Below are 13,330 nucleotides of genomic sequence, written 5' to 3'. Positions count from 1 at the left end.
ATTAAGTCCGCATCCAGACAATTAGGTTTTTGGCACAAGAAAAGAATAAGGTACAATAGATAAATATTATAAATAACACAACGTTAAAATACTGGCCAGCCGTCACGAAATATATAACCTAAAAATAATAAATAACATCCAACCATGTATTACCTTTAATATAGAAGCAGCGCAAATATTTCATCGCTGCCTTTCGCAAAAACAAAATGCCCACTTTAGTAAAACACCCGTCTTCACTTTGATGTACACTATCCCTCTTTGTTCCACAAACATCAGGCATACCATGACCGATTTAATTGCACGCCCCCGCCGCCTGCGCAAGTCACCTGCACTGCGCGCTATGTTTGAAGAGACAACACTGACCTTAAACGATCTGGTGTTGCCGATTTTTGTCGAAGAAGAGATTGATGACTATAAGGCCATCGAAGCCATGCCTGGCGTGATGCGCATCCCGGAAAAATATCTGGCACGTGAGATCGAACGTATCGCCAATTCGGGGATCCGCTCGGTGATGACCTTCGGCATCTCTCACCATACCGACGCTACCGGTAGCGATGCCTGGAAAGAGGACGGCCTGGTCGCTCGTATGTCACGTATCTGTAAAGAGACAGTGCCGGAAATGGTGGTGATGTCTGACACGTGTTTCTGCGAATACACCTCTCATGGCCACTGCGGTGTGTTGTGCGATCACGGCGTGGACAACGATGCCACTCTGCTTAATCTCGGCAAACAAGCGGTGGTCGCTGCCGCTGCCGGTGCGGATTTCATCGCGCCATCCGCCGCGATGGACGGACAGGTTCAGGCTATCCGTCAGGCACTGGATGCCGCCGGTTTTACTGACACAGCCATCATGTCCTACTCCACCAAATTTGCCTCCTCGTTCTACGGCCCGTTCCGTGAAGCGGCGGGTACGGCACTGAAAGGCGACCGTAAAACCTATCAGATGAACCCACTTAACCGCCGGGAAGCGATTCGCGAATCCCTGCTTGATGAAGCCCAGGGCGCAGATTGCCTGATGGTGAAACCGGCCGGTGCTTATCTCGATATCCTGCGCGACATTCGCGAGCGTACCGAGCTACCACTGGGCGCTTATCAGGTGAGCGGTGAGTACGCGATGATCAAATTCGCCGCTCTGGCAGACGCAATTGACGAAGAGAAAGTGATCCTCGAAAGCCTCGGCGCGATCAAACGCGCGGGCGCGGATCTGATCTTCAGCTACTTTGCGCTGGATCTGGCCGAGAAAAAAATCCTGCGCTAATCTTCACCAAACTGCAATACAACCGACATCTGCTCCTTCTACTGTCTTCGCAAGACGGCAGGAGGAGTAATCATGTTTAGCCTCGATAGCGTTCTCGACGATCTTTGGCCTCAGGCGAGGCCTGCACCCTGGCAAAAAAGTCTGTTAAAAAGACTGTTTTACGAAGACGAATTCCAGCAATTTGCCGCAGCACACCGCCACCTGAAAGGTCTGGATATGGTGGAGCAAGTTCTGGAGCACCTTGATATTCTCTGCACCGTTTCCGCCCGCGATCTCGAACAAATCCCCGAACATGGCCCACTGGTCATTATTGCCAACCACCCGACGGGTACGCTTGACGGGCTGGCGCTGTTGTACGCCGTCTCCAGGGTACGACGCGATGTCAAAGTCGTGACCAACCGGATGCTGACTCACCTTGAGCCACTCAGTTCGCTGTTTATTCCTGTGGATAATATGGGTGGCAGGACGGCGAAAACATCCCTGGTCCAGATGGAACAGCATCTGCAAAACGCAGGCGTGCTGATCTTCTTCCCGGCGGGAGAAGTTTCGCGGCCCACGCGTAAGGGTATTCGCGATAAAAAATGGCACTCTGGCTTTATCAAGCTCGCCAGTAAACTGCGCGCCCCGCTGCTACCGGTGCATATTCAGGCGCATAACAGCCTGCTCTTTTATGCCAGCACGCTGGTATCCCCGACGCTGTCGATGCTGTTGCTCATGCAGCAGATGTTCCGCCGCCGCCATAGCCAGTTGCCGATTAAAATTGGCCAGCAGATTGCGTGGCAGCACTGGCATAGCGCCACCCTTTCGTCGCGTGAGATGGCCGAGCAGTGCCGACAGCACGTGATGCGTCTTGGCAAGGGAGTGCCTGGCGTTTTTAAAACTCAGTGTGCTATCGCCCGCCCGGAAGACCGGGCCACTCTGAAACGAGCGCTGGCGCAGGCCGAATGTCTGGGCAAAACCAGTGACGGTAAAACCATCTATCTTTGGCAGCGTAACGGTCAGGAAGATGTCCCGCTGCTGCGTGAGCTGGGCCGTCTGCGCGAGATTGCCTTTCGCGCGGTGGAAGAAGGGAGCGGTAAACGCCGGGACACCGACCGTTACGATGATGATTATCTGCACCTGATCTTGTGGGATGATGAAGATCTGGAGATCGTCGGTGCGTATCGCTTTATGCCTACCGCCAGCCAGGTTGAGCGGCGGGGTCTGGAAGGGTTGTACAGCTACAGCCTTTTCCACTACGACGACAAAATGCAGGATGTGCTGGAGCACGGCATTGAACTGGGGCGTAGCTTTATTCAGCCGCGTTACTGGGGACGCCGTGGACTGGATTACTTGTGGTCCGGCATTGGGGCGTACCTGGCGCGTTATCCGCACTATCGCTACTTGTTTGGCCCGGTCTCCATTTCCGGTGGCTTACCTCCTGCCGCTCGAGATCTGCTGGTGGCGTTTTACCGCCTGTGGTTCCCGGCGACGCATCCATTAGCCGCCTCACGTCAGCCGTACCCGGCATCGCTGCCTGACGTGCTCGCGCAGTTTGGCGGTGTGGATTACGTGGACGATCTGACAAAGCTGAAATCCCTGCTCGGCAATCTGGGCTGCGGCATTCCGCCGCTCTACAAACAATATTCCGAGCTTTGCGAACCCGGCGGCGTGCAGTTTATTGATTTCGGCAGCGACCCGACATTTAACAACTGCGTCGACGGACTGGTGCTGGTGGATTTGTGTTACCTGAAGGCGAACCGCTATCAGCGGTATATTGAGGCACATTTACAACCCTCTCCCTAAAAGGAAGAGGGCCAGGTATGGGGGGATCAAGGCGCACGGTAAAACGGCTTATCCCCCAAAATCGTTGCCCGCTGCATAATCCGGCGCTGCGGCAGGTAATCCGCATTGGCGTAATGCTGCGTCACGCGGTTATCCCAGATCGCCAGATCGTTCTCCTGCCAGCGCCAGCGCACCTGAAATTCCGGTTTAGTGATATGCGTAAACAGGAAACTCAACAACGCCTCGCTCTCTTTTTCCGTCACGTCCACAATTCGCGTGGTGAACCCTTCGTTGACGAACAGCGCCTGCTTGCCCGTCACTGGATGAGTACGCACGACCGGATGCAGCAACGGTGGATGCTTTGCAACCGCTTCCTGCCAGCGCTGATGTTCTTCTTCGCTCTTACGGTACTTGTACTCCTGGAACGATTTTTTGAAGTCATGCTCCGCCCGCAAGCCGCTCAGCAGCGTCCGGAACGGCGCGGAGAGTGCTTCAAATGCTGCAATGCCGCTGGCCCACAGTGTATCGCCGCCGGTTTCCGGCAGCAGTTTCGCCGCCAGAATCGCCCCTGCTGGAGGTGTCTCGATAAACGTCACATCAGTGTGCCAGTTGTCGTTGTCTGGCGGATTATCGTTATGCGTGTCGAGCACGATAATCTCCTCCACGCCTTCCGCATGCGGGTAAACGGGGTGGATATGCAGATCACCAAAACGCAGTGCCAGGGCGCGCTGCTGCTGTGGGGTGATGGCCTGTTCGCGCAGGAACACCACCTGATGGCGTAGCACCGCGTGATACAGCTGTTCAAACTGGTTATCGCTCAGCGGGCGGGTCACATCCAGCCCCGACACTTGCGCCCCAATGTACGGCCCCAGCGGGGTGATGGTCAGACGTTCACTCATTGTATTTCTCCATGCCAGGGCGTCAGGCGGCGCTGTAACGCGCGCAGCCCCAGTTCTAATCCAAAGGCGATCACGGCGATCACCGCAATTCCTGCCAGTACCACGTCAGTCGCCAGAAACTCTCCGGCAGACTGCACCATAAATCCAAGACCACGGGTCGCCGCAATCAGCTCCGCCGCCACTAGCGTTGACCAGCCTACCCCCAGACCAATGCGCAGCCCGGTTAAAATTTCCGGCAACGCTCCCGGTAAAATTACGAACAACAGTACCTGCGTCCGGCTTGCCCCCAGCGACTGTGCCGCGCGGATCCGCACCTGCTGGGCGCTCTTCACGCCCGCCAGCGCGGACATGGCAACGGGTGCGAAAATCGCCAGATAGATCAGCAGGATTTTTGACGTTTCACCAATACCAAACCAGATCACCATCAACGGCAGGTACGCCAGCGGCGGCACCGGGCGGTAAAGTTCAATCAGCGGGTCGAGAATGCCGCGCACCGTCGGGCTCAGCCCCATCGCGATCCCTACGGGAATACCAATGATGACCGCCGCCAGCAGCGCCACCAGAATGCGCGCCAGACTTGCACCTAAATGCTGCCAGAGTGTGGCATCCATAAAGCCCTGTGGCCCGGCGATGGTGATGAGTTTCGCCAGCACCTGTCCAGGTGGCGGCAGAAACAGCGGGCTAATCCACTGCTGAGCGGCCACCACCCACCACACCGCCAGTAAAACCAGTAGCGTGCCGACGCTCAATGTGAGCTGACGAGGGAACGGCCAGCGTAATGCGGGGCGCGCACGGCGTGTTTTTTCACTGAAAACGATGCTCATGAGAACGCCTCCCGTTGTTCAAACACGCGGCTTAAAACGTATTCACGCTGCTCGATAAACCGTGGGTCGGATTTGATGCTACGCACCGGTTCACCCGCCACATAGCGACGGGCAAACTCAAGCGGCAAACGCTCCAGTACGCGGCCCGGTCCCGGCGAGAGCAGCACCAGCTCCGTCGCCATAAACACCGCCTCTTCAATATCGTGGGTAATCAACAGCACCTGCTTGCCCGTCTCATGCCACAGGTGCAGTAGCAAAGTTTGCATCTGCTCGCGGGTGAAGGCATCCAGCGCCCCGAACGGCTCGTCCAGCAGCAATAGCTGTGGATTCGCTGCCAGCGCGCGGGCAATGCCTACGCGCTGCCGCTGACCGCCGGAAAGCTGCCAGATAAGGCGTTTTTCCGCCCCTTCCAGCCCCACTTTTTTCAGCATCGTCCGTGCCGTTTCCAGCCGCTGTTCGCGATTGATACCCGCAAGTTGTAGCCCAAATGCCACGTTTTCCTGCACGTTGCGCCAGGGGAGTAATCCTTCGTTCTGGAAGACCACGCCGCGCTCGGCGCCCGGGCCTTCCACTTTTTTGCCTTCCAGTTGAATGGTGCCATGCTGATAAGGGACAAACCCGGCGATCAGATTCAGCAGCGTGGTTTTTCCGCACCCGGACGGGCCCAGCACCACCAGCAGTTCACCGCTGTCCAGCGTCAGGTTGATATCTTCCAGCGCGGGTTTACCACCGTAATCGGCGTGCAGGTTCGTAATATTCAGCATGGCGGACTCCTTATTTCACAAAACGATCGGTTACGTACTGGCTGTAATCCGCGGCTACCGCAGGCACTTTGCCCTGCTCTTTCAGGAAGGTAGCGGTATCCACAATCGCTTTGTTCACCGGCCCGGTCAGCTGCTGCACCTGCTGCGCGGGGGTCAGATAGGTATTGCCTTTCACCAGCCCTGGAACATCCGCTTCCGGCACGCCGCTCAGGCGGGAGAGTTTTTCCAGGTTGGCGGGCTGCTTCAGCCATTCATCCGGGTTGCTGATATAGGGCTGCTGGGCGTCAATCGCACTTTTGGCGAAGGCTTTCACCACCTCAGGGTGTTTCTCGGCAAAGTCTTTGCGCACGACCCACACGTCGAGGGTTGGTGCGCCCCACCGGCCCACTTTTTCTGAGTCGGTCAGCACGGTGCCATCTTTTTCCAACTCGTTGACAGCCGGTGCCCAGACATACGCGCCGTCAATATCGCCGCGCTGCCAGGCCGCGATAATTGCCGGTGGTTGCAGGTTGATAATTTGCACCTGGCCCGGTTTGATGCCCCAGTGCTTGAGCGCCGCCAGCAGGCTGTAGTGGGTGGTTGAAATGAATGGTACGGCAATACGCTTGCCAATCAGATCTTCCGGCTTAGTGATATTTTTCTTCACCACCAGTGCTTCAGAGTTACCCAGTTGAGACGCGAGCAGGAAGACTTCAATCGGCACCTGCTGGCTGGCGGCTACCGCCAACGGGCTGGATCCTATATTGCCGATCTGCACATCGCCGGATGCTAACGCGCGCACGACGGACGCGCCGCTGTCGAATTTACGCCAGTCGACTTTCGCTCCGCTCTCTTTGGCAAAGGTGTTATCCGCCTGCGCGACTTTCGCCGGTTCCGCAGAGGTTTGATACGCGACGGTGACGTCCACCGCCTGCGCCTGAAATGCCCACAGCGCCAGTGCGCCGAGTAATGTGATTCGCGATGAAATTGCCATAGTGCCTGCTCCCCTTGTTGTTATGAGGGCAGTATTTCCGGCGCGGGAATTTTGATAAAGGAATAAAAATGAATCGCTCATAACGATTCGTTTTTAGATAAAAAGCGGGAAAGGATAGTTGATTTTGTGCGGTGTTGCTTTTCCCTCTCCCAACGGGAGAGGGTCAGGGTGAGGGCCTCAGCGCTGCGCGTTCAGCTCAGCAATATCTTTCGGCGTGGTCCGACAGCATCCACCGATTAATTTGGCCCCTGCGTCCAGCCACTGCGGCAAATACCCTGCCAGCGTCTCGCACGCTTCACCGTGGTGGTGCCAGGTTTTGGTTACCGCGTCATAATGCTCGCCCGAGTTCGGGTAAACCACCAGCGGCAGCGAGGTCAGACTTTGCAGGTGTTTCAACGCCGCGGTGGTGTTTTCCAGCGCGATACAGTTGATGCCCAGCGCCACAATTTGCGGATAGTGCACCAGCTCTGCAATCACTTCCCGCAGCGGTGTGCCATCGCTTAAATGCTCGCTGTCGCGCAGGGTAAAGGAGAACCACGCCCGCGCGCGCGGATACTCGGCCAGAAGTGCCGCCAGCGCCTTGATTTCCCCAAAAGACGGCAGCGTTTCGCAGGCCAACAGATCCGCTCCCGCATCCAGTAGCGCTTCTACGCGTGGACGGTGGAAGGTAGTGAACTCTTCTTCGCTGCGTACATAGTCGCCACGATACTCTGAGCCGTCCGCCAGATACGCACCATACGGACCAATGGAACCGGCCACCAGCAGCGTACCCGCATGTGGATTTTCAGCCAGATACGCTTCACGCGCCTTACGCGCCAGTTCCACGCTTTTGCCAATTAACGCCCGGGATTGCGCCTCGTCCAGACCTCGCGCTGCAAAGCCCGCAGGCGTGGCCTGATAGCTGGCGGTGATCGCCACCTGCGCGCCTGCCCGGTAGTAGTCGAGGTGAACTTCACGGATAAGATCCGGGTTTTCGACCAACACTTTGGCAGACCAGAGGCTGTCTGCAAGGTTACAACCACGTGCTTCCAGCTCCGTTGCCATCGCGCCGTCCAGTACCACAAATGGCTGTTTTTCGAGGATGGCGGTAAGCGGATTATTCTGCGACATGTTCAGGCTCCTGCGATGTCATATTTCGGGTCAGGTAGTACGCACCATAACACAGGGCAACAAACGGAAGCCCGCAATAAAGGGCAATGCGCTGGCTTGGGTCAAACCACAGGCCGACACAGGCCACCACGCAGAGGATAAAACCGAGCACTGGCACCAGCGGATACCATGGCGCACGATACTGCAAAGCCGAGAGAGGCTGGCCGGACTGTAAATGACGACGACGGAAAACAAAGTGCGACGCGCAGATGCTGATCCACACCGCCACCACCGCAAAGCCAGAAATCGCCGACAGCGCCACAAACACCGTGTCCGGTGCCACCACACTTGAGAACAGCGCCAGTACGCCGCCAAGCATGGAAACGGAGAGCGCCGCCAGCGGGACGCCGTTTTTATTAACGCGAGCAAAACAGCGCGGCAGCGTTTTCTCGTTCGAAAGCGACCACAGCATGCGGCCCGAAGCATACAGCCCGGAGTTGGCCGCCGAGAGGATCGCCGTCAAAATCACAAAGTTAAAGATATCTGCGGCATACGGGATCCCGACTTTTTCAAACACCAGCACGAACGGACTTTTTTCCACTCCCGCCTGCTGCATGGGGATCAGCGCCGCCAGTACAAATACGGTACCGATAAAGAAGATAATCAGGCGCGCGATGGTGGTACGGATAGCGACCGGAATCACCTTATGTGGATTTTCCGTTTCACCCGCTGCGATGCCGATGAGTTCGGTCCCGGAGAAAGCAAAGTTCACCGCCACCATGGTCATCAGGATCGGCAGGCCACCGTGCGGGAACCAGCCTTCAGCCGTAATATTGGTTAAGCCTGGCGCAGGCGAACCGTCCTGCATCGGGATAAAACCAAAGATTGCCGCACCACCAAGAATAATAAAGGCGATGATGGTGATCACTTTGACCAGCGAGAACCAGAACTCGCCCTCGGCGAAGAAGCGCGTGGAGATCACGTTCAGGCCAAAAATCACCGCGCAGAACACCACGCACCACGCCCAGACGGGCACCTGTGGGAACCAGTACTGCATGCAGAACCCGGCGGCAGTAAAGCTCGACCCGAGCGCCACCGTCCAGGTCAGCCAGTACAGCCATGCCACGGTGTAACCCGTCGCCGGCCCCAGATAGCGGGCGGCATAGACGTGGAACGCGCCAGTTTCTGGCATCGCGACGGAGAGTTCGCCCAGACACTGCATCACCAGCCAGACCACCAGCGCGCCAATCAGGTACGCCAGCAGCGTACCTGCCGCCCCGGTCGTCGAAATAATGTAACCGGTATTGAAGAATAACCCTGTGCCAATCACGCCACCCAGCGAAAGCATAATCAGGTGGCGTGTTTTCATGGTGCGCTTAAGCTGCCCATTTTCTTGTTGTGTTTGCATATTACCTTCTATACGTATGGACATCTAAACATCCAAAGAAGGTGTGTTATACCGCGATTATTACTAAAAAGCTAGATGACCAGACGCAAACGGGCACGCCGCGCGCTGAGTCTGGGGTGGGTTGTGAGGATCACATAGAGAATCGGACGCCAGGCCATAAGCACCTCCGCAAGCAGATACTTACAGCATGGTGCGGGAAGAGGCGCTCTTCGGTCAGTCGAAAGTGGTATCCGTGAAGAGCGAATTCATACCGCAACACTGCCCGCCCCCCGGCGTAAGGTTGGTAATTCTTACAATCAGTTCTATAGTCGACACAGTTTCTTAGTAACCAGGACTGACTGATGCGCTTTAACGGACTGACCAAAGGTTTCTTTATTTTTATTCTTGCCCTTGTCACCTGGGCCTTCTTCGATGTGCTGTCGCCCTACTTCTCCGCGATACTGTGGGCCGCGATCCTGACGGTCATTTTTAACCCGGTAAAAAACAGATTGCGCGCCGCGCTGGGGGATCGCAACGGGTTGGCCTCGCTGCTGACCATCGGCATCATCTGCCTGATTGTGTTTATCCCGTTGATGGTGATCCTCTCCTCACTCGCCATTGAGCTGAACGTGGTTTACACCAAGCTACAGGAGAACAACACACAATTCCCGGAAGTGGTCGCAGGCCTGTTCAACCGCCTTCCGGACTGGGCCAGCGGCTTCCTGGCGGATCACAACCTGAACAACGCGGCACAGATCCAGAAAAAACTCTCGGATGTCGCCCTGCAGGGTGGACAGTACCTGGCCGGCAGCGCGTTTCTGATTGGCAAAGGAACATTTGGTTTTGCGATTAGCTTCGGCATCATGCTTTATCTGCTGTTCTTCCTGCTGAAAGACGGTCCGTATCTGGTGCGACAGATCCTCGACTCCCTCCCTCTGTCGGATTTCGCCAAGCAGCACCTGTTCGCCAAATTCGTCGGCGTGTCGCGTGCCACGGTAAAAGGAACAGCGGCGGTGGCGGTGGTTCAGGGCATCCTCGGCGGGATTGCGTTTGCTATTGCGGGTATTGACGGCAGCGTGCTCTGGGGCGCGCTAATGGCGTTCCTCTCGCTGGTGCCCGCCATCGGCTCGGCGATTGTCTGGGTGCCTGCCGCCATCTTCCTGTTCGCCACGCATCAAATCTGGCAGGGGCTGTTTATTGTAGGCTTCTTCGTGATCATCGTTGGGCTGGTGGACAATATCTTGCGCCCGCTACTGGTGGGAAAAGACACCAAAATGCCGGACTATCTGATTTTGATCTCCACTCTTGGCGGCATGGAGCTGTACGGTATTAATGGCTTTGTAATTGGCCCGCTCATCGCCGCGCTGTTTATTGCCTGCTGGAACCTCTTCTCCGGGCGCGATCACGAAGGTAACGCTGAAGAGCTGGACGCGGATTTCATCGAAGAAGGAAAAAACCCTCCAGATTTGTGAGGATGTGACGATAAAGACCACACCAGGCGGCACTGTGCCGCCTTTTTTTTCGCCTTAAATCAGACGTTTTCTATAATTTGAAAAAACGCCCTCCTACTCATGTCGTAAAAGGATCACCAGGTGCGAATCGCGACGATAACAAACTGGGCCTATGGTGCCACGGTCTGCCTGACCATCGCCTCAGGCATCATCATGCTGATGGCGTCCAATGCCGACACCGCAGAACGTCAGGCGGTGGAACAACGCCAGCGTTTTGATGAGCTTACTGAAGATGTGGAGACCGACGCCTGGGCGCAGTCCGATTTAGCGCGCCTGTACGTCATCAAAAAAGATCCTCAGGCGCTTAAGGAATACAACCAGTCAGAGAAGAACCTGAAAAGCATCGAACTACGACTCGAGAAACTGCGGGACAATGGTGCAACGGATGATGAGCTGTCTCTGTTGCGTGAAGGGTTAAAAATTATTGATGAGCTGCAGGACGAACAGCAAACCGCGCTTTCCAGCCTGGAACGAGGAGAAGACGCTCAGGCCGTGGCCCTGCTCTATGGCACCCCGTATGAGCAGGAGCTGGAGCGCGCGCAGAACCAGATCGATCATTTTCGTCAGATCCTCGACAAACGCGTCATCGCCTCCGTTCAGGATGCAACCAAAAAATCGAAAGCGCTGCGTACGGCTTCTGAGCTGATGGTTGGTCTGACCGCCCTGCTGTTCTTGTTTGTTCTCGGCTTTATCTTGAAACGCCGCGTGCTGCGCCCCGTGGTACGTCTGAGTGATGTGGTACACCGCCTGGCCTCACAGGATTACGCGGTTGAAACGCCGAACTTCAACCAGATTGATGAGATCGGTGATATGGCACAAGCCATCCGCATCTTCCGTGAAAATGGCCTGGCGCGACAACGTCTGGAAAAAGAGCGCGATGCCGACTGGGCCATCCGCGAGTTGCTGGCGCGCATGACCCAGCGACTGCAAGGGTGCGAGAACTTTAATGATGTGATTAACGTGGCGGAGCTATTTGCACCGAATATTGCGCCAGGGATAGCGGGCCAACTCTACGTGCTTGACCGCGATCCATGGCAAATGCGCTGTGTCGCACAATGGCTTTCACCAATCGGGGAAAAGATGACATTCCATCCGGATGAGTGCTGGGCCGTGCGTCGCGGGCAGAGCCACCCACCGGTAAATGGTGAGCCAGATATCGCCTGCTACCACCTGCCGGAGTCACAGTCGAATAGTTCACTGTGTGTGCCGCTTATCGCCCAGGGCGAGGCGATTGGTTTGCTCTCCTTCCAGAATATCACTGCGGACAATGCCCCTTCCCGCGCGTATCTGGAACTGATGGCCGAAGCTCTCGGTCTGGCGCTCGCCAACCAGCGACTACGCGACGCATTGCTGGAAAAAGCCTTGTTTGACCCGCTTACCGGTTTGCGTAATCGTCATCATCTGGAAGATACCCTGCAAACCCAAATGACACAGGCGATGCGTAACAGTGAACCGTTAAGCTGCATGATGATCGACATCGATCACTTCAAGAGCATCAATGACCGCTTCGGCCATGAAGCGGGCGATCAGGTGATCAAAAGCGTGGCGTCGATTGTTCAGCGAGCCGTGCATGAAAACGGTCTGGCATTCCGTTACGGGGGAGAAGAGTTCCTGGTTCTGCTCCCCGGCGCCGGTGAAGCAGAGGCACACACCTGCGCACAGAAGATTTACAACGGTGTGCATGAACTGTCGCTGCGCTACGGGCTTTCAGAAATTGGGCCGGTGGATGTTTCGATTGGTATTGCCAGCTACCCGCAACATGCCCAGAGTGACAACCTGCTGCGCGCTGCGGATGTGGCCTTGTACCGGGCGAAAGAGTTGGGCCGCGCGCGGATTGTAAGTTTTGGGATGCTGGAGGCAGGTTAGCCTGTCAATAGATCAATCATGGCTCTGGTTGCTGCTGATTGCCGCCTGTGCGGCGCAAAGATCACTGAGAAGGGTCGTGACCGTCCACGAAGTTGCGGCAAAACCTCGACTAACTGGCCGCGTTGTATCCTGTCGCGGACAATAAATTCATAACTCTGGCAGATCCCCATTCCCTGCTCCGCGAGCGAAACCACGCCGAGTACATCGTCTGATATTTCGATGGCTGAACCCGGCAACCAGTCAATATCGCGCCCCTCATCACAGAACACCCAGGGGGCGACGCGGCCAGTACGCGGCATGATAAAAGGCAAGCATGAATACTGTTGCAGCCCATCCAGCGTCTGCGGCATGCCCATTCGATGCAGGTAATCGGGTGATGCGACCAAAAGCAGTGCAGCATCCTCCAGCTTGCGTGCCACAAATCCACTGTCAGGCAGGTGACCCAGGCGTATCGCCAGGTCGAATCCCTCGGCAATCATGTCAACGTTGCGATTGGTAATGTTCAATTCAACCTGAACGCGTGGGTATTGTTGGGTAAAGCGTGCCAGCAGCGGCGGCAGGCGGTAGTGACCGTAGGTAGTGGGGACACTCATTCGCACGCGACCGGTCAAATCACCTTCCTGACCCCGTCCATCGCGTTCGGCATCATCAAGCAGAGAAAACGCAGAGCGCGCCTGCTCAAGATAGACGCGCCCTGCTTCAGTCAGCCCCACACGACGGGTAGTGCGCTGTAACAATTGCCGTCCAAGACGCGCCTCCAGGCGGGAAACCGCACGGCTCAATACCGAAGGTGTAGTTGAAAGCGCAACCGCTGCGGCTGTAAAAGAGCCGTGTTCAACAACGGCGATGAAGACTTCAACGTCTCCGAGGTAATCGAATTTCCGGCTCATTTTGCTCTCTCAGGAACAAATCTTTTTCAATTTGGCTAATTTATCTCCCGTTGGGCGATGAGTAAAGTGACCAGCATTCATCATCTGAACGTGTCACTGGAGCCT

Annotated in this window: 11 protein-coding genes; 4 read left to right on the top strand and 7 right to left on the bottom strand. The window is 56.2% G+C overall.

Going from position 1 to position 13,330, the window contains the following annotated elements; translation table 11 throughout:
- Positions 1 to 283: 283 nt before the first annotated feature.
- Positions 284 to 1,258, top strand: coding sequence for a porphobilinogen synthase (hemB, locus tag HED65_RS06310; RefSeq protein WP_114977892.1), 975 nt, complete (start codon positions 284 to 286; stop codon positions 1,256 to 1,258).
- A 72-nt stretch (positions 1,259 to 1,330) separates the two neighbouring features.
- On the top strand, positions 1,331 to 3,043 hold the full coding sequence (olsF, locus tag HED65_RS06305; RefSeq protein ID WP_114977891.1) for a bifunctional ornithine lipid synthase OlsF: 1,713 nt from the start codon (positions 1,331 to 1,333) through the stop codon (positions 3,041 to 3,043).
- A 26-nt stretch (positions 3,044 to 3,069) separates the two neighbouring features.
- Here the strand turns inward: olsF and tauD are convergent, their stop codons facing one another.
- From tauD to mmuP, 6 genes are all read right to left on the bottom strand, one after another.
- Positions 3,070 to 3,921, bottom strand: a complete 852-nt coding sequence (tauD, locus tag HED65_RS06300) for a taurine dioxygenase (RefSeq protein WP_114977890.1) — start codon at positions 3,919 to 3,921, stop codon at positions 3,070 to 3,072.
- Positions 3,918 to 4,745, bottom strand: coding sequence for a taurine ABC transporter permease TauC (gene tauC, locus HED65_RS06295; RefSeq protein ID WP_114977889.1), 828 nt, complete (start codon positions 4,743 to 4,745; stop codon positions 3,918 to 3,920). Before tauC ends, tauD begins: the two co-directional genes overlap by 4 nt.
- Positions 4,742 to 5,509: a taurine ABC transporter ATP-binding subunit gene (tauB, locus tag HED65_RS06290; RefSeq protein WP_114977888.1), complete on the bottom strand. Its 768-nt coding sequence runs from the start codon at positions 5,507 to 5,509 to the stop codon at positions 4,742 to 4,744. The genes tauC and tauB overlap by 4 nt, the downstream gene beginning before the upstream one ends.
- Positions 5,510 to 5,519: 10 nt before the next feature.
- Positions 5,520 to 6,482 carry a taurine ABC transporter substrate-binding protein gene (gene tauA, locus HED65_RS06285; protein ID WP_114977887.1) on the bottom strand — a complete coding sequence of 321 codons (963 nt, stop codon included), beginning with the start codon at positions 6,480 to 6,482 and terminating at the stop codon, positions 5,520 to 5,522.
- A 177-nt stretch (positions 6,483 to 6,659) separates the two neighbouring features.
- Positions 6,660 to 7,592, bottom strand: coding sequence for a homocysteine S-methyltransferase (gene mmuM, locus HED65_RS06280; protein ID WP_114977886.1), 933 nt, complete (start codon positions 7,590 to 7,592; stop codon positions 6,660 to 6,662).
- On the bottom strand, positions 7,579 to 8,979 hold the full coding sequence (gene mmuP / locus HED65_RS06275; protein WP_114977885.1) for an S-methylmethionine permease: 1,401 nt from the start codon (positions 8,977 to 8,979) through the stop codon (positions 7,579 to 7,581). The genes mmuM and mmuP overlap by 14 nt, the downstream gene beginning before the upstream one ends.
- Positions 8,980 to 9,320: 341 nt before the next feature.
- On the opposite strand from mmuP, the gene HED65_RS06270 reads away from it, so the two are divergent.
- Together HED65_RS06270 and HED65_RS06265 are read left to right on the top strand one after the other, a co-directional pair.
- Positions 9,321 to 10,430: an AI-2E family transporter gene (locus tag HED65_RS06270; RefSeq protein WP_114977884.1), complete on the top strand. Its 1,110-nt coding sequence runs from the start codon at positions 9,321 to 9,323 to the stop codon at positions 10,428 to 10,430.
- Between the two features lie 120 nt (positions 10,431 to 10,550).
- A complete protein-coding gene (locus HED65_RS06265) occupies positions 10,551 to 12,335 on the top strand; it encodes a diguanylate cyclase (RefSeq protein WP_114977883.1) in 1,785 nt (594 codons plus the stop codon).
- Here HED65_RS06265 and HED65_RS06260 read toward each other — a convergent pair.
- Positions 12,332 to 13,225, bottom strand: coding sequence for a LysR family transcriptional regulator (locus HED65_RS06260; RefSeq protein ID WP_114977882.1), 894 nt, complete (start codon positions 13,223 to 13,225; stop codon positions 12,332 to 12,334). The two genes, HED65_RS06265 and HED65_RS06260, sit on opposite strands and share 4 nt — an antisense overlap.
- Positions 13,226 to 13,330 lie beyond the last annotated feature (105 nt).

The organism is Pantoea sp. LS15 (assembly GCF_012241585.1).
In the GTDB taxonomy this organism is placed as follows: Bacteria; Pseudomonadota; Gammaproteobacteria; order Enterobacterales; family Enterobacteriaceae; genus Enterobacter.
The sequence above is the reverse complement of the archived record's forward strand: the minus strand, read 5'-3'. Positions and strand labels throughout refer to the sequence as shown.

Excerpts from the sequence above, each read along its gene's own strand:
- hemB (WP_114977892.1), top strand. The coding sequence starts at position 284 with ATGACCGATTTAATTGCACGCCCCCGCCGCCTGCGCAAGTCACCTGCA.
- olsF (WP_114977891.1), top strand. The coding sequence starts at position 1,331 with ATGTTTAGCCTCGATAGCGTTCTCGACGATCTTTGGCCTCAGGCGAGG.
- tauD (WP_114977890.1), bottom strand. The coding sequence starts at position 3,921 with ATGAGTGAACGTCTGACCATCACCCCGCTGGGGCCGTACATTGGGGCG.
- tauC (WP_114977889.1), bottom strand. The coding sequence starts at position 4,745 with ATGAGCATCGTTTTCAGTGAAAAAACACGCCGTGCGCGCCCCGCATTA.
- tauB (WP_114977888.1), bottom strand. The coding sequence starts at position 5,509 with ATGCTGAATATTACGAACCTGCACGCCGATTACGGTGGTAAACCCGCG.
- tauA (WP_114977887.1), bottom strand. The coding sequence starts at position 6,482 with ATGGCAATTTCATCGCGAATCACATTACTCGGCGCACTGGCGCTGTGG.
- mmuM (WP_114977886.1), bottom strand. The coding sequence starts at position 7,592 with ATGTCGCAGAATAATCCGCTTACCGCCATCCTCGAAAAACAGCCATTT.
- mmuP (WP_114977885.1), bottom strand. The coding sequence starts at position 8,979 with ATGCAAACACAACAAGAAAATGGGCAGCTTAAGCGCACCATGAAAACA.
- HED65_RS06270 (WP_114977884.1), top strand. The coding sequence starts at position 9,321 with ATGCGCTTTAACGGACTGACCAAAGGTTTCTTTATTTTTATTCTTGCC.
- HED65_RS06260 (WP_114977882.1), bottom strand. The coding sequence starts at position 13,225 with ATGAGCCGGAAATTCGATTACCTCGGAGACGTTGAAGTCTTCATCGCC.